Origin of the sequence: Pseudomonas sp. NPDC087029, from assembly GCF_044745345.1 — a bacterium.
Taxonomy (GTDB): domain Bacteria; phylum Pseudomonadota; class Gammaproteobacteria; order Pseudomonadales; family Pseudomonadaceae; genus Aquipseudomonas; species Aquipseudomonas faucium.
Window position 1 is genome coordinate 54,321 of record NZ_JBIVAB010000001.1, and the last position, 18,227, is coordinate 72,547.

Annotated in this window: 18 protein-coding genes; 16 read left to right on the forward strand and 2 right to left on the reverse strand. The window is 65.5% G+C overall.

Annotation, left to right across the window (positions count from 1 at the left end; translation table 11 throughout):
• Nucleotides 1-45: 45 nt before the first annotated feature.
• The 8 genes from ACIPG5_RS00245 to murB all read left to right on the forward strand — a co-directional run bounded on the left by ACIPG5_RS00245 (nt 46) and on the right by murB (nt 6,880).
• On the forward strand, nt 46-2,274 hold the full coding sequence (locus ACIPG5_RS00245; protein ID WP_401372736.1) for a DNA internalization-related competence protein ComEC/Rec2: 2,229 nt from the start codon (nt 46-48) through the stop codon (nt 2,272-2,274).
• Nucleotides 2,275-2,342: 68 nt separating this feature from the next.
• Entirely contained in the window at nt 2,343-2,978 is a 636-nt protein-coding gene (locus ACIPG5_RS00250) for a MotA/TolQ/ExbB proton channel family protein (RefSeq protein ID WP_176512221.1), read from the forward strand.
• Nucleotides 2,975-3,409 (forward strand): biopolymer transporter ExbD, encoded by a 435-nt coding sequence (locus ACIPG5_RS00255; protein WP_176512222.1) that lies wholly within the window; start codon nt 2,975-2,977, stop codon nt 3,407-3,409. The genes ACIPG5_RS00250 and ACIPG5_RS00255 overlap by 4 nt, the downstream gene beginning before the upstream one ends.
• Entirely contained in the window at nt 3,409-4,410 is a 1,002-nt protein-coding gene (gene lpxK, locus ACIPG5_RS00260) for a tetraacyldisaccharide 4'-kinase (protein ID WP_401372740.1), read from the forward strand. The genes ACIPG5_RS00255 and lpxK overlap by 1 nt, the downstream gene beginning before the upstream one ends.
• Nucleotides 4,411-4,453: 43 nt before the next feature.
• Nucleotides 4,454-4,639 carry a Trm112 family protein gene (locus ACIPG5_RS00265; protein WP_003247142.1) on the forward strand — a complete coding sequence of 62 codons (186 nt, stop codon included), beginning with the start codon at nt 4,454-4,456 and terminating at the stop codon, nt 4,637-4,639.
• A complete protein-coding gene (gene kdsB, locus ACIPG5_RS00270) occupies nt 4,636-5,400 on the forward strand; it encodes a 3-deoxy-manno-octulosonate cytidylyltransferase (RefSeq protein WP_401372743.1) in 765 nt (254 codons plus the stop codon). Before ACIPG5_RS00265 ends, kdsB begins: the two co-directional genes overlap by 4 nt.
• Complete coding sequence (locus tag ACIPG5_RS00275; RefSeq protein ID WP_176512225.1) at nt 5,400-5,864, forward strand: low molecular weight protein-tyrosine-phosphatase; 465 nt, start codon at nt 5,400-5,402, stop codon at nt 5,862-5,864. The genes kdsB and ACIPG5_RS00275 overlap by 1 nt, the downstream gene beginning before the upstream one ends.
• A complete protein-coding gene (gene murB / locus ACIPG5_RS00280; RefSeq protein ID WP_401372746.1) occupies nt 5,861-6,880 on the forward strand; it encodes a UDP-N-acetylmuramate dehydrogenase in 1,020 nt (339 codons plus the stop codon). The genes ACIPG5_RS00275 and murB overlap by 4 nt, the downstream gene beginning before the upstream one ends.
• Before the next feature lie 166 nt (nt 6,881-7,046).
• Here murB and rne read toward each other — a convergent pair whose 3' ends face one another.
• Nucleotides 7,047-10,310 carry a ribonuclease E gene (rne, locus tag ACIPG5_RS00285; protein ID WP_401372749.1) on the reverse strand — a complete coding sequence of 1,088 codons (3,264 nt, stop codon included), beginning with the start codon at nt 10,308-10,310 and terminating at the stop codon, nt 7,047-7,049.
• 810 nt (nt 10,311-11,120) lie between these two features.
• On the opposite strand from rne, the gene rluC reads away from it, so the two are divergent.
• The 3 genes from rluC to ACIPG5_RS00300 are packed head-to-tail and all read left to right on the forward strand — an operon-like array spanning nt 11,121 to nt 13,753.
• Nucleotides 11,121-12,077 (forward strand): 23S rRNA pseudouridine(955/2504/2580) synthase RluC, encoded by a 957-nt coding sequence (rluC, locus tag ACIPG5_RS00290; protein WP_176512228.1) that lies wholly within the window; start codon nt 11,121-11,123, stop codon nt 12,075-12,077.
• Between the two features lie 3 nt (nt 12,078-12,080).
• Nucleotides 12,081-12,740, forward strand: a complete 660-nt coding sequence (locus ACIPG5_RS00295; RefSeq protein WP_176512229.1) for an HAD family hydrolase — start codon at nt 12,081-12,083, stop codon at nt 12,738-12,740.
• A gap of 23 nt (nt 12,741-12,763) precedes the next feature.
• Complete coding sequence (locus ACIPG5_RS00300) at nt 12,764-13,753, forward strand: S49 family peptidase (protein WP_401372753.1); 990 nt, start codon at nt 12,764-12,766, stop codon at nt 13,751-13,753.
• Between the two features lie 98 nt (nt 13,754-13,851).
• Here ACIPG5_RS00300 and ACIPG5_RS00305 read toward each other — a convergent pair whose 3' ends face one another.
• A complete protein-coding gene (locus ACIPG5_RS00305) occupies nt 13,852-14,430 on the reverse strand; it encodes a Maf family protein (protein WP_401372756.1) in 579 nt (192 codons plus the stop codon).
• Nucleotides 14,431-14,526: 96 nt separating this feature from the next.
• On the opposite strand from ACIPG5_RS00305, the gene ACIPG5_RS00310 reads away from it, so the two are divergent.
• The 5 genes from ACIPG5_RS00310 (at nt 14,527) to fabG (ending at nt 18,084) form a co-directional block, all read left to right on the forward strand.
• Complete coding sequence (locus tag ACIPG5_RS00310; RefSeq protein ID WP_176512232.1) at nt 14,527-15,054, forward strand: YceD family protein; 528 nt, start codon at nt 14,527-14,529, stop codon at nt 15,052-15,054.
• 13 nt (nt 15,055-15,067) lie between these two features.
• Complete coding sequence (gene rpmF, locus ACIPG5_RS00315; protein ID WP_003247154.1) at nt 15,068-15,250, forward strand: 50S ribosomal protein L32; 183 nt, start codon at nt 15,068-15,070, stop codon at nt 15,248-15,250.
• Nucleotides 15,251-15,253: 3 nt separating this feature from the next.
• Nucleotides 15,254-16,264 (forward strand): phosphate acyltransferase PlsX, encoded by a 1,011-nt coding sequence (gene plsX / locus ACIPG5_RS00320; protein ID WP_373874176.1) that lies wholly within the window; start codon nt 15,254-15,256, stop codon nt 16,262-16,264.
• A gap of 124 nt (nt 16,265-16,388) precedes the next feature.
• Nucleotides 16,389-17,327, forward strand: a complete 939-nt coding sequence (gene fabD, locus ACIPG5_RS00325) for an ACP S-malonyltransferase (protein ID WP_401372760.1) — start codon at nt 16,389-16,391, stop codon at nt 17,325-17,327.
• 16 nt (nt 17,328-17,343) lie between these two features.
• Complete coding sequence (gene fabG / locus ACIPG5_RS00330) at nt 17,344-18,084, forward strand: 3-oxoacyl-ACP reductase FabG (protein WP_176512235.1); 741 nt, start codon at nt 17,344-17,346, stop codon at nt 18,082-18,084.
• Nucleotides 18,085-18,227 lie beyond the last annotated feature (143 nt).

The window sequence follows — 18,227 nt, forward strand, 5'->3', positions numbered from 1 at the left end:
TCAGCTATGCCTCAGTAAGCGATTTTGCTTCTGGAGCTCTACCTCATGCGCACAGGGATGCTTGCGCTGGCGCTCGGGCTGTTGTGCCTGGGCCTTCTCCCCGCATTGCCGTCGGTCGGATGGCTTTGCCTGCTGCTTTGCGGCGGGCTGCTGTGCCTGCGCACGCGCGGTTGGCCGGTGGGGTGTTTCCTGCTGGGTTTGTGCTGGGCCTGCTGGTCGGCGCAACTGGCGCTGGACGACCGCCTGGCGCTGCCCCTCGATGGCCGCACCCTGTGGCTGGAAGGCCGGGTGGTCGGGTTGCCGAGCCACACCGGGCAAAGCGTGCGTTTTGAGCTGGAACAACCCCGCTCGCGTCGCGCCGAGCTGCCCTCGCGCCTGCAACTGAGCTGGTTCGGTGGCCCGCCGGTGCGGGCTGGTGAGCAGTGGCGCCTGGCCGTGACCTTGCAACGGCCCGCCGGGTTGCTCAATCCACATGGGCCTGACCGCGAGGCGCATTTGCTGGCCCGGCGGGTGGGTGCGACCGGCACGGTCAAGGCAGGCCATGTGTTGCAGGCGCAGGCGCCGGGTTGGCGCGATGCCCTGCGCCAGCGGCTGCTGGCCGTCGATGCCAACGGCAGGCAGGCGGCGTTGGTGGCACTGGTGCTCGGCGACGGCAGCGGGCTGGCCCAGAGCGACTGGCAAGTGTTGCAAGCCACGGGCACGGTGCATCTGCTGGTGATTTCGGGCCAGCACATCGGCCTGGTGGCCGGGCTGCTGTACGCCCTGGTGGCGGGCCTGGCGCGCTGGGGGCTGTGGCCCCGGCGCCTGCCTTGGCTGCCTTGCGCCTGTGCCCTGGCGCTGGCGGCGGCGCTGGCCTACGGCTGGCTGGCCGGCGCCGGGGTGCCGGTGCAGCGCGCTTGCCTGATGTTGGCGGTGGTGCTGCTCTGGCGCTTGCGCTTTCGCCACCTGGGGGCCTTCTTCCCGCTGCTGGTGGCGCTCAACCTGGTGCTGATCGCCGAGCCCCTGGCCGCCTTGCTGCCGGGGTTCTGGTTGTCGTTCGGCGCGGTGGCGACGCTGGTCTATTGCTTCAGCGGGCGCCTGGGCGGCTGGCGCCCCTGGCAGGCATGGACCCGCGCCCAGTGGGTGATCGCCATCGGCCTGCTGCCCATCCTGTTGGCCACCGGGCTGCCGGTCAGCCTCAGTGCGCCATTGGCAAACCTGGTGGCCGTGCCCTGGATCAGCCTGGCGGTATTGCCGCTGGCGCTGCTGGGTACCTTGCTGCTGCCATTGGCAGGCGTTGGCGAGGCATTGCTGTGGCTGGCAGGCGGCCTGCTGGATGGCCTGCTGCGGGTGCTGCAAGGGCTCGCCGCCTGGCGCCCGGCCTGGGTGCCGCCGGCCTTGCCGCTGTGGGCCTGGGCACTGGTGTGCCTGGGGGCGCTGCTGGTGCTGCTGCCACGGGGTGTGCCGCTGCGTGGCCTGGGCTGGGTCATGCTGTTGGCCCTGTGGGTACCCAAGGCGCCGGTGGCGCATGGCCAGGTGGAGGTCTGGCACCTGGATGTCGGCCAGGGCCTGGCGGTGCTGCTGCGCACGCGCCAGCACAGCGTGCTGTACGACGCTGGCCCGGCGCGCGGTGACGTGGACCTTGGCGAGCGGGTCGTGCTGCCCACCTTGCACAAACTGGGCGTGCGGCAACTGGACCTGATGCTGATCAGCCACGCCCACGCCGACCATGCTGGCGGGGCATTGGCGGTTGCCCGGGGGCTGCCGGTGGCGCGGGTGCTCAGTGGCGAGGCGCAGGCGCTCGCTGCGCCGTTGTCGGCGCAGCCATGCGTCAGTCATGAAGGGTGGGAATGGGATGGCGTGCGTTTTTCGCTGTGGCACTGGGGCGAGGGGGAGGGCAGCAATGATCGCTCCTGTGTCTTGCTGGTCGAGGCGCAGGGCGAGCGCTTGCTACTGGCCGGTGATATGGAAGCCGGCGCCGAGCGCGCCTGGCTGGCCGACCACCCGGCGCCGGCCATCGACTGGTTGCAGGCGCCGCACCACGGCAGCGCCAGCTCCTCCACCGAGCGATTCATGCGGGCCACGGCGCCACGCGGGGTGATCATTTCCCGCGGGCGCAACAATGGCTTCGGCCACCCCCATGCGCAGGTGCTAGAGCGCTATCGCCTTCACCAGCTGGCGATCCACGATACGGCGCAAGAGGGCGCATTGCGCCTGCTGCTGGGCAGCCGGGGCGGCGCCGAGGGGGTGCGCGCGCAGCGCCGCTTCTGGCGCGATGCACAGCCAATTCCCTGACCTTCGGCAGATGAGCGCCCCGCGTGCGTATGGTAGAGTGGCGGCCTTTTTCCGAAGGGGCGTTTACTGTGTGGGAATTGGTCAAGTCCGGTGGTTGGATGATGCTGCCGATCATTCTGAGCTCCGTCGTCGCCATGGCTATCGTCGTCGAGCGCCTGTGGACCCTGCGCGCCAGCCGTGTCACCCCGCCGCACCTGCTCGGCCAGGTATGGATGTGGATCAAGGACAAGCAGCTCACCAGTGACAAGCTCAAGGCCCTGCGCGCCGATTCGCCGCTGGGCGAGATCCTCGCTGCGGGCCTGGCCAATTCGCGCCATGGCCGCGAGATCATGAAAGAGTGCATCGAAGAGGCCGCTTCGCGGGTCATTCATGACCTGGAGCGCTATATCAGCACCCTCGGCACCATTGCCGCCATGGCCCCGCTGCTGGGCCTGCTGGGCACCGTGCTGGGCATGATCGACATCTTCAGCGCGTTCATGGGCTCGCAGATGACCGCCAATGCCGCCGTGCTGGCGGGCGGTATCTCCAAGGCCCTGGTCACCACCGCGGCCGGCCTGATGATCGGTATCCCCGCCGTGTTCTTCCACCGCTTCCTGCTGCGCCGCATCGATGAGCTGGTGGTGGGCATGGAGCAGGAAGCGATCAAGCTGGTGGAAGTGATCCAGGGCGACCGCGAAGTGGAAGTGGCCGGAGGCAAGGCGTGAAGTTCCGGCGCAATCGCCAGCGGGAGAACGTCGACATCAACCTGGCGTCGCTGATCGACGTGGTGTTCGTCCTGCTGCTGTTCTTCGTGGTCACCACCACCTTCACCCGCGAGACCCAGCTGCGCGTCGAGCTGCCCGAGGCCGCCAGCGCCGAGCAGCCGCCTGCCGACCAGGGCAAGCTGGTGGAAGTCACCATCAGCGCCGAGGGCGTGTACTCGGTGAACAACCACCTGTTGCCCAAGAGCGACCTGGCCACCCTGACCGAGGCCATCGAGCGTGAGTCCGCTGGCGACAATAAGTTGCCCCTGGCAATCAGCGCCGACGGCAAGACGCCGCACCAGGCTGTGATCACCGCAATGGATGCTGCCGGCAAGCTCGGTTTCAGCCAGCTGCGCATGACCACCGTCGAGGCGGCCCAGGGGACACCCTGATGGCGTTGGCTGACCGACTGCTGGCGGCCTGGTATGCCGGGCACCCTGCGCTGGCGCTGCTGCGCCCGCTGGAGGCGTTGTACCGCCGCGTGGTCACGCGCAAGCGGGCGCGCTTTCTCAGTGGTGAAAGCGCCAGCTACCGCGCCCCAGTGCCGGTCATCGTGGTCGGCAACATCACCATTGGCGGTACCGGCAAGACGCCGATGATCCTCTGGCTGATCGAGCATTGCCGCCGGCAGGGGCTGAAGGTCGGTGTGGTCAGCCGTGGCTACGGTGCCAAACCGCCGCAACTGCCGTGGCGGGTCGAGGCGCAGCAGCCAGCCGAACAGGCTGGCGACGAGCCTTTGCTGATCGTCCAGCGCACCGGCGTGCCGCTGATGATCGACCCGGACCGCTCCCGCGCCGTGCAGGCGCTGTTGGCCAGCGAGCCGCTGGACCTGATCCTGTGTGACGATGGCATGCAGCACTACCGCCTGGCGCGTGACCTGGAGCTGGTGCTGATCGATGCCGCGCGCGGCCTGGGCAATGGCCGCTGCCTGCCGGCCGGGCCCTTGCGCGAGCCCGCCGAGCGCCTGCAAGAGGCCGATGCCGTGCTGTTCAACGGCGCCAGCGCCGATCGTGCAGACGGTTTTGCCTTCAGCCTGCAGCCCAGCGCCCTGGTCAACCTGCGCAGCGGCGAGCGGCGCGGGCTCGATCTGTTTCCAGCAGGCCAGCGCCTGCACGCGGTCGCCGGTATCGGCAACCCGCAACGTTTCTTCAATACCCTGCTGGGGCTAAACTGGCAGCCGGTGCCGCACCCCTTCGCCGACCACGCCGAGTTCAGCGCCGAGCGCCTGGCATTCAGCCCGCCCTTGCCGTTGGTGATGACCGAGAAGGATGCGGTGAAATGCCGGGCCTTCGCCGCCGACGACTGGTGGTACCTGGCCGTCGAGGCCCGGCCCACCCCGGCCTTCACGGCCTGGTTCGACAGCCAGCTGCAGCGCCTGCTGCGCAAGCCCTGAGCCCGTTTTCAATTTCCGGCCACCTGGCCTCAAGGACGCTTCCATGGACACCAAACTGCTCGACATCCTGGCCTGCCCGATCACCAAAGGCCCGCTCAAGCTCAGCGCCGACAAGACCGAGCTGATCAGCAAGGGCGCAGGCCTGGCCTACCCGATTCGCGATGGCATCCCGGTGATGCTGGAAAGCGAGGCGCGCACCCTGACCGACGACGAGCGCCTGGACAAATGAGCCTCGACTTCACCGTGGTGATTCCTGCTCGCCTGCGCTCCACGCGCCTGCCGGGCAAACCGCTGCTGCTGATCGCCGGCAAGCCGATGATCCAGCACGTCTGGGAGCAGGCGCGCAAGAGCGGCGCCAGCCGCGTGGTCATCGCCACCGACGATGCCAGCATCGTCGAGGCGTGCCAGGCCTTTGGCGGCGAAGTGCTGATGACCCGCGCCGACCATGAGTCGGGCACCGACCGCCTGGCCGAAGTGGCCGCCCACCTGGGCCTGGCCGCCGATGCCATCGTGGTCAACGTGCAGGGTGACGAGCCGTTGATTCCACCGGTGATCATCGACCAGGTGGCCGCCAACCTGGCTGCTCACCCGCAGGCGAGCATCGCCACCCTGGCCGAGCCGATCCACGACCCCGAAACCGTGTTCAACCCGAACGCGGTCAAGGTGGTCAGCGACAAGAACGGCCTGGCATTGACCTTCAGCCGTGCGCCACTGCCGTGGGCGCGCGATGCCTTCGCCAAGGGCCGCGACCCACTGCCCGAAGGCGTGCCGTATCGCCGCCATATCGGCATGTACGCCTACCGCGTCGGCTTCCTTCAGGACTTCGTCGCCTGGGGCCCTTGCTGGCTCGAGCAGAGCGAAGCGCTGGAGCAGCTGCGTGCCCTGTGGCACGGCGTGCGCATCCACGTCGAGGACGCCATCGAGGCGCCAGCCGTTGGTGTCGACACCCCTGAAGACCTTGAGCGCGTAAGGCGCTTGCTGGAGGCCTGATGCGCGTTCTGTTCGTGTGCCTGGGCAACATCTGCCGTTCGCCCACTGCCGAAGGTGTGCTGCGTCATCAACTGCAGGCCGCAGGGCTGGCCGACCAGGTGCAGGTGGCATCTGCCGGTACCGGTGACTGGCACGTGGGCAAGGCGCCCGACAGTCGCACCTGCAAGGCTGCGCTGGCCCGCGGTTACGACCTCTCGGCGCAGCGTGCGCAGCAGGTCAAGGCGGCGCACTTTGCCGAGTACGACCTGATTCTGGCCATGGATGAAAGCAACCTCGGCCACCTGCGCGCCATGCGCCCGCACAGCGCCGTGGGTGAGCTGGACCTGTTCCTGCGCCGCTATGGCGCCGCCCTGGACGAAGTGCCAGACCCTTACTACGGCGGCGCCGATGGCTTCGAGCAGGTGCTCGACCTGATCGAGGCGGCGTGCCGTGAGCTGGTCGTGGAAATCAAGGGGCGGTTATGACGGCGGGTTGGCAAGCGCAAGTCTCGCTCAAGCCCTACAACAGCTTCGGCATCGATGTGAAAGCCCGCTATTTTGCCCAGGCGCACAATGATGAAGAGGTGCGCGAGGCCCTGCGGCTGGCGCACGAGGCCGGCGTGCCGGTGTTGGTGATCGGCGGCGGCAGCAACCTGCTGCTGACCCGTGATGTCGACGCGCTGGTGCTGCACATGGCCAGCCAGGGGCGCCGCGTGCTCAGCGATGACGGCACGCGGGTGGTGGTCGAGGCCGAAGCGGGCGAAGCCTGGCACCCGTTCGTGCAATGGTCGCTGGCGCAAGGCTTCTGTGGCCTGGAAAACCTCAGCCTGATCCCGGGCACGGTGGGCGCTGCGCCGATGCAGAACGTGGGCGCCTATGGCGTGGAGATCAAGGATGTGTTCGTCGGGCTGACCGCGCTAGACCGGGAAACCGGCGAGTTGCGTGACTTCGGCCTTGAGGAATGCGCCTTCGGTTATCGCGACAGCCTGTTCAAGCGCAACCCTGGCCGCTGGTTGATCCTGCGGGTGCGTTTTGCCTTGAGCCATGTGCTGCAGGCGCACCTGGACTACGGCCCGGTGCGTCAGCGCTTGCAGGAGCAGGGTGTCGAACGGCCCACCGCGCAGGCAATCAGCGATGCCATCTGCAGCATCCGCCGCGAAAAGCTGCCGGACCCGGCCGAGCTGGGCAATGCCGGCAGCTTCTTCAAGAATCCGGTGGTATCTGCTGTGCTCGTGGAGCGCATTCGCGCTCAACATCCCGCGGTGGTTGGCTACGCCCAGGCCGATGGCCAGGTGAAGCTGGCGGCGGGCTGGTTGATCGAGCAGGCGGGGTGGAAGGGGTATCGCGAAGGGGATGCCGGGGTGCATCGGCTGCAGTCGCTGGTGCTGGTCAATTATGGCCAGGCGAGCGGGGGGCAGATGCATGCGCTGGCGCAGCGGATCCAGGCGGATGTGCTGGAGCGCTTTGGGGTTGAGCTTGAGATGGAGCCGAACCTTTATTGATGTAGGTTGGTGCTGGCCTCATCGCGGCTAAAGCCGCTCCTACAAGGGTTGCGCGGTACCTGTAGGAGCGGCTTTAGCCGCGATGAGGCCAGCAAAGACAACCCCCCAGCCAAGAAAAAGCCCCGCCAGTTCGCACTGGCGGGGCTTTTTCATTCAGCCGTTGCTATCAACCGTGGTGAGGCTTGTGCTCATCGGCGGTTTCCAGGGCAGGCTCGTCGGCGGCAGCAGCTTGCTGTGCAGCCTTGGCAGCGGCCTCGGCTTCACGCTTGCGGCGACGCACTTCACGTGGGTCGTTCGGCGCGCGGCCGTTAGGCAGCATCACGGTAGCGGCTTCGACCGCTGCCGGTGCTTCCACCGGGGCAGGCTCGGCGGCGACCGGCGCTACCTCGGCAACAACCGGCGCAGGCTCTGCTACCACTTCTGGCTGGGCTTCGACGACCGCTGCCGGCTCTTCAGCAGTGACGGCTTCGAAGGCAACCTGAGGTTTCTCGGCTTCACCGGCTTCTACGGCTGGAGCCTCGACAGGCGCTTCGGCGACCACTACCGGCTCAACGGCAGGGGCAGCTTCGGCTTCGACAACGGGCTGTGGTGCTACTTCGACCACCGGCTCAGCGCTGGCTTCGACCACGGCAACGGGCTCGCTGACAGGCTGCTCGACCACTGGCGCGATCACAACTTCCTCGGCCTGGGTTACCGCCTCGACAGCTTCTGCCGGCTGGGCGGTTTCGCGGGCTTCGGTAACAGCGGCTTCGGCAGTGGCGCGTTCGGCTTGCTGGTTGGCTTGGGCTTCGGCATCGGCACTGATGTTGCTGCTGGCGACGGCGGCGGTAACGGCAAGGCCGGCGGCCAATTCGGCACCCAGCTCGGAGGCCTGGTGCTGTTGCGGCTGCTCTTCGTTGCCTTCGCTGCCTTCGTCATCGCCGTCGATCAGCTCGCCGTTGGCATTGCGCTGGCGCTCACGACGGTTGCTGCGACGACGCTGGCCACGGGAGCGACGACGCGGACGCTCGCCATCTGCACCTTCCTGCTCGTCCTGCAGCAGCTCTTCGTTCGGCAGTTGCTCTTCGGCGAGCTCTGCAGCCTGCTCGGCGGCCTGTTCGGCAGCGCGTGGCTGGCGCTCTTCACGCGGTGGGCGAGGCTGGCGCTCTTCACGAGGGGCGCGTTCTTCACGTGGAGCACGTTCTTCGCGAGGTGCACGCTCTTCACGTGGAGCGCGTTCTTCGCGAGGGGCACGTTCTTCACGTGGGGCGCGCTCTTCGCGAGGAGCACGCTCTTCGCGAGGAGCACGCTCTTCACGTGGAGCACGCTCTTCACGCGGTGCGCGCTCTTCGCGGGCTACACGCTCTTCACGTGGGGCACGCTCTTCACGCGGCTGGCGCTCTTCGCGCACGACCGGTGCGGCATCCAGGGGCTCACGCAGTTCACGTGCTGGGCGCTCTTCGCGGTTGCCGCGGCGGTCTTCGCGTGGCTGGCGTGGTGCACGTTCTTCGCGTGGTGCGCGTTCTTCACGCGGGGCACGCTCTTCGCGAGGCTGACGCTCTTCACGCGGGGCGCGCTCGGCACGCTCTTCGCGCGGCTTGCGCTCTTCGTCACGGCGACCGTTACGGTTGCGGCTCTGCTGGCGGCCGTTGCGACGCTCCTCATTACGCGGGGTGCGTTCGCTGGCAGGCTTCTCGGCAGTCACGGCCGGGGCGGCGGCAGGTTCTTCCTTGCCGGCGAACAGGCTGACCAGCGACTTGACCAAGCCCTTGAACAGGCTTGGTTCCGGCACGCTCGGTGCAGGGGCTGCAGGTGCGACTGGCTGCTCTTCCTCGGCGGTCGGCACCGGTGCGTTGGCGCGGGCCGGCGCGGTCTTCACCGCGGCTTCCTGGCGAACCAGGGTGCGGGTGGCGGTCGGCAGCGGCGCTTCTTCGGCTTCGGCAGCGGCGATTTCGTAGCTGGACTGGTTGTTCAGCACTTCCGGGTTGTCGTCGCGCAGGCGCTGGACTTCGAAGTGCGGGGTTTCCAGGTGATCGTTCGGCAGGATGATGATGCGGGCGCGAGTACGCAGTTCGATCTTGGTGATCGAGTTGCGCTTCTCGTTGAGCAGGAAGGCGGCTACCGGGATCGGCACCTGGGCGCGAACCTCGGCGGTGCGGTCCTTCAGGGCCTCTTCCTCGATCAGGCGCAGGATGGCCAGCGACAGCGACTCGACGTCACGGATGATGCCGGTGCCGGAGCAGCGCGGGCAGACGATGCCGCTGCTTTCGCCGAGCGATGGGCGCAGGCGCTGGCGGGACATTTCCAGCAGGCCGAAACGCGAGATGCGGCCTACCTGGACACGGGCACGGTCGGCCTCCAGGCATTCACGCACACGCTCTTCCACGGCGCGCTGGTTCTTCGCCGGAGTCATGTCGATGAAGTCGATGACGATCAGGCCGCCGATGTCGCGCAGGCGCAGCTGGCGGGCGATTTCCTCAGCCGCTTCCAGGTTGGTCTGCAGGGCGGTTTCCTCGATGTCGCTGCCCTTGGTGGCGCGCGCCGAGTTGATGTCGATGGAAACCAGGGCTTCGGTCGGGTCGATCACGATCGAGCCGCCGGACGGCAGGTCGACCACGCGCTGGAAGGCGGTTTCGATCTGGCTTTCGATCTGGAAACGGTTGAACAGCGGCACGCTGTCTTCGTACAGCTTCACCTTGCTGGCGTACTGCGGCATCACCTGGCGGATGAAGGTCAGGGCTTCTTCCTGGGCGTCGATGCTGTCGATCAGCACTTCGCCGATGTCCTGGCGCAGGTAGTCGCGGATGGCGCGGATGATGACGTTGCTTTCCTGGTAGATCAGGAACGGCGCGGCGCGGTCCAGCGAGGCTTCCTTGATGGCGGTCCACAGCTGCAGCAGGTAGTCGAGGTCCCACTGCATTTCTTCGCTGCTGCGGCCAAGGCCTGCGGTGCGCACGATCAGGCCCATGTCGCCCGGCACGGTCAGGCCGTTGAGGGCTTCGCGCAGTTCGTTGCGCTCTTCGCCTTCGATGCGGCGGGAGATGCCGCCGGCACGTGGGTTGTTCGGCATCAGGACCAGGTAGCGGCCGGCCAGGCTGATGAAGGTGGTGAGGGCGGCGCCTTTGTTGCCGCGCTCTTCCTTCTCGACCTGGACGATGACTTCCTGGCCTTCGCTGAGCACTTCCTTGATGTTGACGCGGCCTTCAGGGGCTTTCTTGAAGTACTCGCGGGAGATTTCCTTCAGCGGCAGGAAGCCGTGACGTTCGGAGCCGAAGTCGACGAAGGCGGCTTCGAGGCTGGGCTCGATCCGGGTGATCTTGCCTTTGTAGATGTTGGCCTTTTTCTGCTCACGCGCGCCGGACTCGATGTCCAGGTCGTAGAGACGTTGGCCGTCCACCAGGGCTACACGCAACTCTTCGGGTTGAGTTGCGTTAATCAGCATTCTTTTCATGTTGTACCGTCGGTTTCCGGGCTGCCGGAAACGGCGTTCGGCACACACGACTTCTCATGGTCGGTGCCAAGGTGCGCAAAGGGTGGCCGGGCCACCCCCGTGTCGAGCAACGTTCGGCACCAGCCGGTTACCCAGCCTGCCGTTGTCGCGACGACGCGTCCTGTTTGCTGCGGTGCCAACGAGGCCCCTGCGGTTTCTGCAGAGATATCCGAATCGATATCCGAATCAACCCAGCAGGCCTCGTGCACTCAGTCAGGAGGAGGAATCAACCGTCAGCCGTGGACGCCCGAGGGCATCTGTTCAGGACCTTATCCGCTCGCCGGCCATTCAGTGGGCCGGTGGCCGGACGCGGTGCTACACGGTCCGAGGGCTGTGCATCTCCACCCTGCACGTATCCCTGATAATTCGGGTGCTGCCGCGCGCTGAATCCGCAACGGGTTGCATTTTTCGCCAGCGCAGGTTCTGGGCTGGCGCCATTCATGTCCAAGGCAGGTATTTCCGAAGCATTCGCCGGGCGTTGCGTGGAAGCGACGGGCGGGCAGAGGTGCAGCGAAAAGAATCGGGTAAGCAGGTGAAATACCGCGCTTGTCGTTTTTTTTCGGTCTTCTCTACACGGCGCTGGTGGCGATTCCAGGCAATTCGGTAAACTGGCGAAAACCCCGTAGGACGGCCTCGCGTCCTGCAGAATTGCGTTGGTCAGGGACCGGCTAAGGGCCTGGTGCCGCTGGCCTGCCGCTTTTGGCGGCGTTCGCGACTATAGCAGTAATGATTAAGTGCTTCAATTCCATAAAAAATTGTTATGATCCCGCAATGACGACCAATACCCCTCCGACTTCCGGCGTAAAGCTGATCGAAGTCGCGCCGGAGCTTGCCGGCCAACGTATCGACAATTTCCTCATCACGGCGCTCAAGGGCGTGCCCAAGACGCTGGTGTACCGCATCCTGCGCAAGGGCGAGGTGCGGGTCAACAAGGGCCGCGTCAAACCTGAGTACAAGCTGCAGGCCGGCGACGTCGTGCGCGTACCGCCGGTCCGTTTGCCCGAGCGTGACGAGCCGGCGCCGGTCGCCCAGGGGCTGCTGCAGCGCCTGGAAGCGGCCATCGTCTACGAAGACAAGGCGCTGATCGTGATGAACAAGCCTGCCGGCATCGCCGTGCATGGCGGCAGCGGCCTGAGCTTCGGGGTGATCGAGGCGCTGCGCCAGCTGCGCCCGGACGCCAAGGAGCTGGAGCTGGTGCACCGCCTGGACCGCGATACCTCGGGCCTGCTGATGATCGCCAAGAAGCGCAGCATGCTGCGCCACCTGCATGCCGCCCTGCGCGGCGATGGTGTCGACAAGCGCTACATGGCGCTGGTGCGCGGCCATTGGCCGACCTCCAAGAAGCAGGTCAATGCGCCGTTGCTCAAGAGCAACCTGCGCTCGGGCGAGCGCATGGTCGAGGTGAACGAGGAGGGCAAGGAGGCCTTGACCCTGTTCCGCGTGCTGCGCCGCTTCGGCGAGTTCGCCACCATCGTCGAGGCGCGGCCGATCACCGGGCGTACCCACCAGATCCGCGTGCATACCCTGCACGCCGGGCACATGATTGCCGGTGACAGCAAGTACGGTGACGAAGACTTCAGCCGAGAAATTCGCGACCTGGGCGGCAAGCGCCTGTTCCTGCATGCCTACGCCCTGACCGTGCCGCTGCCCGATGGCGGTGAGCTCAAGCTGGAGGCGCCGGTGGATGAGGTCTGGGCGAAAACCGTGGAGCGCCTGAGTGCGTCGTGATCTATGAGCAAGGCGTATGAGCTGCTGATCTTCGATTGGGACGGCACCCTGGCCGATTCCATCGGCCGCATCGTCGAATCGATGAATGCGGCCGCCGACCGCGCCGGTGAGGCGCAAAGTGACGAGCAGGCGGTCAAGGGCATCATCGGGCTGGCGCTGGACGAGGCCATTTCGACGCTGTATCCGCACCTTGAGCCTGTGCAAGTGCAGCGTTTTCGCCAGCACTACGCCGACATCTACATGGCGCTCGACCAGCAGCCTTCGCCGCTGTTCGAGGGCGTGGTCGAATCGCTGGATGCCTTCCGGGCCGAGGGCTATCGTCTGGCGGTGGCGACCGGCAAGGCGCGCCGTGGCCTGGATCGGGTGCTCAAGGCCAATGGCTGGGAGCAGTTTTTCGACATCACCCGCGCCGCCGACGAAACCCGCGGCAAGCCGCACCCCTTGATGCTCGAGGAGATTCTCGGCCATTGCGGTGTTGAAGCCGGGCGTGCGTTGATGGTCGGCGACTCGGCGTTCGACCTGCAGATGGCCAGCAATGCCGGCATGCACTCGGTGGCCGTGGGCTATGGTGCCATGCCGCTGCAGGCGCTGGCCGAATTCGGCCCGCAAGTGTGCATCGATCATTTCTCCCAGCTGCGCGAGTGGCTGGCAGGTAGCAGGTAATTCCAATTCCAAGGTAGGTGAGCATGGCTGACGAGTGGAAAGCACCAGAATCCGAGCCTGACGAGCGCGAAGAGCGCAAAAGCTGGCAGTTGTTGGAGAAGACGCTTCTGGCGGGTGTCCAGGAACAGCGCCGAGCGCGGCGTTGGGGGATCTTCTTCAAGCTGCTGACCTTCGTTTACCTGTTCGGCCTGCTTGCGCTGTTCTTGCCCTTCATGGACATGGACAAGGCCGCGTCGCGCAGCGGTAGCCATACCGCATTGGTGGAGGTGCGCGGGGTGATCGCCGACCAGGAGGCCGCCAGTGCCGACAACCTGGTCAAGAGCCTGCGCGAGGCCTTCAAGGATCCCAAGACCAAAGCGGTGATCATGCGCATCAACAGCCCGGGAGGCAGCCCGGTGCAGGCCGGTTACGTGTATGACGAGATCCGCCGCCTGCGCGCTGAATACCCGGATACCAAGCTGTATGCGGTGATCACCGACCTGGGTGCTTCCGGTGCTTATTACATCGCCAGCGCAGCCGACGAGATCTATGCCGACAAGGCCAGCCTGGTTGGCTCCATTGGCGTGACGGCGGCCGGTTACGGCTTTGTGGGCTCGATGGAGAAGCTGGGTGTCGAGCGGCGTACCTACACCGCAGGCGAGCACAAGGCCTTCCTCGACCCGTTCTCGCCGGAGAAGCCCGAAGAGCGGGCGTTCTGGCAGGGCGTGCTGAACACCACGCACCAGCAGTTCATTGCCATGGTCAAGCAAGGCCGCGGTGATCGCCTGAAGGGCAAGGAGCATCCGGAGCTGTTCAGTGGCCTGGTGTGGTCGGGCGAGCAAGCCAAGGCGCTTGGCCTGGTGGACGGGTTGGGCAGTGCCAGCTATGTGGCGCGGGAGATCGTTGGCGAGAAAGAGCTGGTGGACTTCACCGTCCAGGAATCGCCGTTCGATCGCTTCTCCAAGCGCATCGGTGCCAGCGTGGCTGAGCGCCTGGCCATGTGGATGGGCTTCCAGGGGCCTGTTCTGCGCTGATCAGTTCCGGCCTCATCGCCGGCAAGCCGGCTCCCACAACGAGCACACCGCTCTACCTGTGGGAGCCGGCTTGCCGGCGATGGGGTCGACGCATTCCCTCAGGGGATCACCACCCCTTCGTTGCTCAGCATATCCACCAGCCGAATCAGCGGCAGCCCGATCAGGCTGGTCGCATCGCACCCGTGGGTGCTCTGGAACAGGCTCACCCCCAACCCCTCCGCCTTGAAGCTGCCCGCGCAATCCAGCGGCTGCTCCGCCGTCACGTAGCGCTCCACGCGCGCCCGGTCCAATTCCCGCATGGTTACGGTGAATGGCACGCAATCGACCTGGCATTGCCCCGTAGCGGTGTTCAGCAGCGCAACGCCGGTAAGGAAGGTCACCTGTTGCCCGCTCGCCTCCAGAAGTTGTTCGCAGGCGCGCTCGAAGGTGTGTGGCTTGCCGAGGATCTGCTCGCCCAGCACGGCAACCTGGTCGGAGCCGATGATCAGGTGCCCAGGGTGGCTGGGGGCAAGTGCTTCGGCTTTCTGCCTGGCCAGGCGCTGCACCAGCGCCGCGGCGGGTTCGTCATCCAGGCGCTGCTCGTCTAGATCGGGGCTTGCCCAGGTGAAGGGCAGGCGCAGGCGCGCAAGCAGTTCGCGCCGATAGGCAGAGCTGGAAGCCAGCAACAGAGGCAGCATGGTAGACTCCTGGTCAGTTGTCCCCGATTCTAACATGCGAGATGCCGCCGAATTTCCTTTGACAGGGGCGGGGGGCATCCCTAGAATGCTGCGCCTATGTTGAATGACCCGATTCCACCTCACGTTGACCCGCGCAAATTAGCCGATCGTGGCGTAACCCTTAACGGTTCGCTGCAACTCGCTGATTTGGAAAGACTCTGCGACCCGCTTTCCGACAATGTCGGTACGGTGCAGGCGAAGTTCGATTTTGAACGAGATGAACAGCACGTGGTGGTTATCCACAGCGAGCTGGACGTCGAAGTCAAAATGGTTTGCCAGCGTTGTCTTGAGCTGGTCACCCTGCCGATCCATAGCGAATGTACATACGCTGTGGTGAAGGAGGGTGCGAATACCCAGTCGTTGCCGAAAGGCTATGACGTGCTGGAACTGGGCGAAGATCCTTTGGATCTGCAGGCCTTGATCGAGGAGGAGCTTCTGCTCGCCTTGCCCATCGTGCCTGCTCATCATCCGGAAGAATGCCAGCAGCCGGCGGGCGCAGACGAGCCCGACTCGAGCAAGGACGAGGTATCGCGGTCCAACCCGTTCAGTGTTTTGGCGCAGTTAAAGCGTGACCCAAACGTTTAGGAGTTAATCAATTATGGCTGTTCAGCAGAACAAAAAATCCCGCTCTGCCCGTGACATGCGCCGTTCGCACGACGCTCTGTCGGAAAACGCGCTGTCGGTAGAGAAAACCACCGGTGAAGTTCACCTGCGCCACCACGTTTCGCCAGAAGGCGTATACCGTGGTCGCAAAGTGGTCGACAAGGGCGCTGACGAGTAATCCTTGTCCGCTCAGATCATCGCGATCGACGCAATGGGCGGGGACTTCGGTCCCCGCAGCATTGTCCAGGCCAGTATTGCCTGCCTTAGTGCTACCCCCTCGCTGCACCTGACCCTCGTCGGTCAACCCTCCCTCCTTGAAGATCTCGTCAGCGGCTTGCCAGCTGCGGATCGCGCGCGCCTGCAGATTGTCGCCGCCAGCGAGGTGATCGGTATGGACGAGCGGCCCTCTCAGGCGTTGCGTGGCAAGCCGGACTCGTCGATGCGCATTGCCCTGGAACTGGTGCGTGATGGCAAGGCCCAGGCCTGCGTCAGTGCCGGCAATACTGGCGCGCTGATGGCGCTGTCGCGCTTCGTGCTCAAGACGCTGCCGGGCATCGACCGGCCGGCCATGGTGGCGGCGATCCCCACCCAGGCAGGCTACTGCCAGCTGCTCGACCTGGGTGCCAACGTCGATTGCAGCGCCGAAAACCTCTACCAGTTCGCCGTGATGGGCTCGGTGGCCGCCCAGGCCCTGGGTATTCATCGCCCGCGGGTGGCCTTGCTGAATATCGGCACCGAGGACATCAAGGGCAACCAGCAGGTGAAGCTGGCGGCAACCCTGCTGCAAAACGCCCGCGGCCTCAATTACGTCGGTTTCGTCGAAGGTGACGGGCTGTATCGCGGTGAGGCGGATGTGGTGGTGTGCGACGGTTTTGTCGGCAACATCCTGCTCAAATCCAGCGAAGGCCTGGCCACCATGATCGGCGCGCGCATCGAGCGGCTGTTCAAGGGTGGTGCCTTGGCGCGGCTGGCGGGTGCCATGGCCATGCCGCTGCTCAAGCGCCTGCAGGCCGACCTGGCCCCGGCGCGGCACAATGGCGCCAGCTTCCTTGGCCTGCAGGGTATCGTCATCAAGAGCCATGGGTCGGCCGGGGTGGAGGGCTTCCAGAGTGCGATCCAGCGGGCGCTGATCGAGATTCAGGAGAACCTGCCGCAACGCCTGCACGGCCGCCTCGAAGACCTGTTGCCTTAGGTATTTCGCCGATGAAGTGCTTAAATGTGACCGCTTGGTCTGCGTCTCCATCCAAGTTTTCAAATTCCGCGTCTAGCCCAGGGCTCGGCGCACCCCATTCGACAAGATCATAAGGGCTTGTTCAATGTCTGCATCCCTCGCATTCGTCTTCCCCGGTCAAGGTTCCCAATCGCTGGGCATGCTCAAGGAACTGGGCGCCGAAAAGCCGGTGATCGTTGAGACCTTCAAGGAGGCCTCCGAGGCTCTGGGCTACGACCTGTGGAAACTGGTCCAGGAAGGCCCGGAAGAACAACTCAACCAAACCGACAAGACCCAGCCGGCCATCCTCACCGCCTCCATCGCCCTGTGGCGCCTGTGGCTGGAAGAGGGCGGCGCCAAGCCGGCGTTTGTTTCCGGCCACAGCCTGGGTGAATACAGCGCCCTGGTCGCTGCCGGCGCCCTGTCGCTGAAGGACGCTGTGCGTCTGGTCGAGCGTCGTGGCCAGCTGATGCAAGAGGCCGTGCCGGCCGGTCACGGCGCCATGGCTGCCATTCTTGGCCTGGACGACGCCGTGGTGGTCGAGATTTGCGCCAAGGCTGCCGAAGATGAAGTGGTCAGCGCGGTGAACTTCAACTCGCCAGGCCAGGTGGTCATCGCCGGCAACAAGGCTGCCGTGGATCGTGCCATGGAGCTGTGCAAAGAGGCCGGTGCCAAACGCGCCCTGCCACTGGCGGTCAGCGTGCCGTCGCACTGCGCACTGATGAAGCCGGCCGCCGAGCGCTTCGCTGAATCGGTCAACGCCATCGAGTGGAAGGCTCCGCAGATTCCGGTGGTGCAGAACGTCACCGCCGCCATCGCCGCCGACCTCGATGCACTCAAGCATGACCTGCTTGCACAGCTGTACCAGCCCGTGCGTTGGGTCGAGTGCGTGCAGACCCTGGCAGCCAACGGTGCCGTGAACCTGGTCGAGTGCGGCCCGGGCAAGGTCCTGGCCGGCCTGAACAAGCGTTGCGCCGACGGCGTCACCACCTACAACCTCAATACCCCCGATGCCGTCGCCGCCACCCGCGCGGCGCTGGCCTGAATTTGGAGAAGCTTGCATGAGCCTGCAAGGTAAAGTTGCACTGGTTACCGGCGCCAGCCGTGGTATCGGCCAGGCCATCGCCCTCGAGCTGGGCCGCCAGGGCGCGACCGTGATCGGCACCGCCACTTCCGCATCCGGTGCCGAGCGCATTGCCGCCACCCTGAAGGAGCACGGCATCACCGGTACCGGCATGGAACTGAACGTGACCAGCGCCGAGTCCGTGGAAGCGGTACTGGCCGCCATCGGCACGCAGTTCGGCGCGCCGACCATCCTGGTCAACAACGCCGGCATCACCCGCGACAACCTCATGCTGCGCATGAAGGATGACGAGTGGTTCGACGTGATCGACACCAACCTCAACAGCCTCTACCGTTTGTCCAAGGGCGTGCTGCGTGGCATGACCAAGGCGCGTTGGGGCCGTATCATCAGCATCGGCTCGGTCGTCGGTGCCATGGGTAACGCTGGCCAGGCCAACTATGCGGCCGCCAAGGCCGGCCTCGAAGGCTTCAGCCGCGCCCTGGCGCGTGAAGTGGGCTCGCGTGGCATCACCGTCAACTCGGTGACCCCAGGCTTCATCGACACCGACATGACCCGCGAACTGCCAGAAGCGCAGCGCGAAGCCCTGCAAACCCAGATTCCGCTGGGCCGCCTGGGCCAGGCCGACGAAATCGCCAAGGTGGTTTCGTTCCTGGCGTCCGACGGCGCAGGCTACGTTACCGGCGCTACCGTGCCGGTCAACGGCGGGATGTACATGTAAAACTGCAACTCAATGTGACGGATTGCTTCAAAAAAGAGTCATACTGCGAGCCTAAAATCCGTTATAAAGCTGCAACCAGATTCCAGGCAGAGGGTTAGGTAACCATTCCGAAGGTGCGTTCCGCTTGAAAAGCGAACGTCTTT

Coding starts and splice junctions, on each gene's coding strand:
- fabG (WP_176512235.1), top strand. CDS start 17,344: ATGAGCCTGCAAGGTAAAGTTGCACTGGTTACCGGCGCCAGCCGTGGT.
- ACIPG5_RS00300 (WP_401372753.1), top strand. CDS start 12,764: ATGGCTGACGAGTGGAAAGCACCAGAATCCGAGCCTGACGAGCGCGAA.
- lpxK (WP_401372740.1), top strand. CDS start 3,409: ATGGCGTTGGCTGACCGACTGCTGGCGGCCTGGTATGCCGGGCACCCT.
- ACIPG5_RS00275 (WP_176512225.1), top strand. CDS start 5,400: ATGCGCGTTCTGTTCGTGTGCCTGGGCAACATCTGCCGTTCGCCCACT.
- ACIPG5_RS00245 (WP_401372736.1), top strand. CDS start 46: ATGCGCACAGGGATGCTTGCGCTGGCGCTCGGGCTGTTGTGCCTGGGC.
- ACIPG5_RS00310 (WP_176512232.1), top strand. CDS start 14,527: ATGTTGAATGACCCGATTCCACCTCACGTTGACCCGCGCAAATTAGCC.
- ACIPG5_RS00295 (WP_176512229.1), top strand. CDS start 12,081: ATGAGCAAGGCGTATGAGCTGCTGATCTTCGATTGGGACGGCACCCTG.
- rpmF (WP_003247154.1), top strand. CDS start 15,068: ATGGCTGTTCAGCAGAACAAAAAATCCCGCTCTGCCCGTGACATGCGC.
- fabD (WP_401372760.1), top strand. CDS start 16,389: ATGTCTGCATCCCTCGCATTCGTCTTCCCCGGTCAAGGTTCCCAATCG.
- ACIPG5_RS00305 (WP_401372756.1), bottom strand. CDS start 14,430: ATGCTGCCTCTGTTGCTGGCTTCCAGCTCTGCCTATCGGCGCGAACTG.
- rne (WP_401372749.1), bottom strand. CDS start 10,310: ATGAAAAGAATGCTGATTAACGCAACTCAACCCGAAGAGTTGCGTGTA.
- rluC (WP_176512228.1), top strand. CDS start 11,121: ATGACGACCAATACCCCTCCGACTTCCGGCGTAAAGCTGATCGAAGTC.
- murB (WP_401372746.1), top strand. CDS start 5,861: ATGACGGCGGGTTGGCAAGCGCAAGTCTCGCTCAAGCCCTACAACAGC.
- kdsB (WP_401372743.1), top strand. CDS start 4,636: ATGAGCCTCGACTTCACCGTGGTGATTCCTGCTCGCCTGCGCTCCACG.
- ACIPG5_RS00265 (WP_003247142.1), top strand. CDS start 4,454: ATGGACACCAAACTGCTCGACATCCTGGCCTGCCCGATCACCAAAGGC.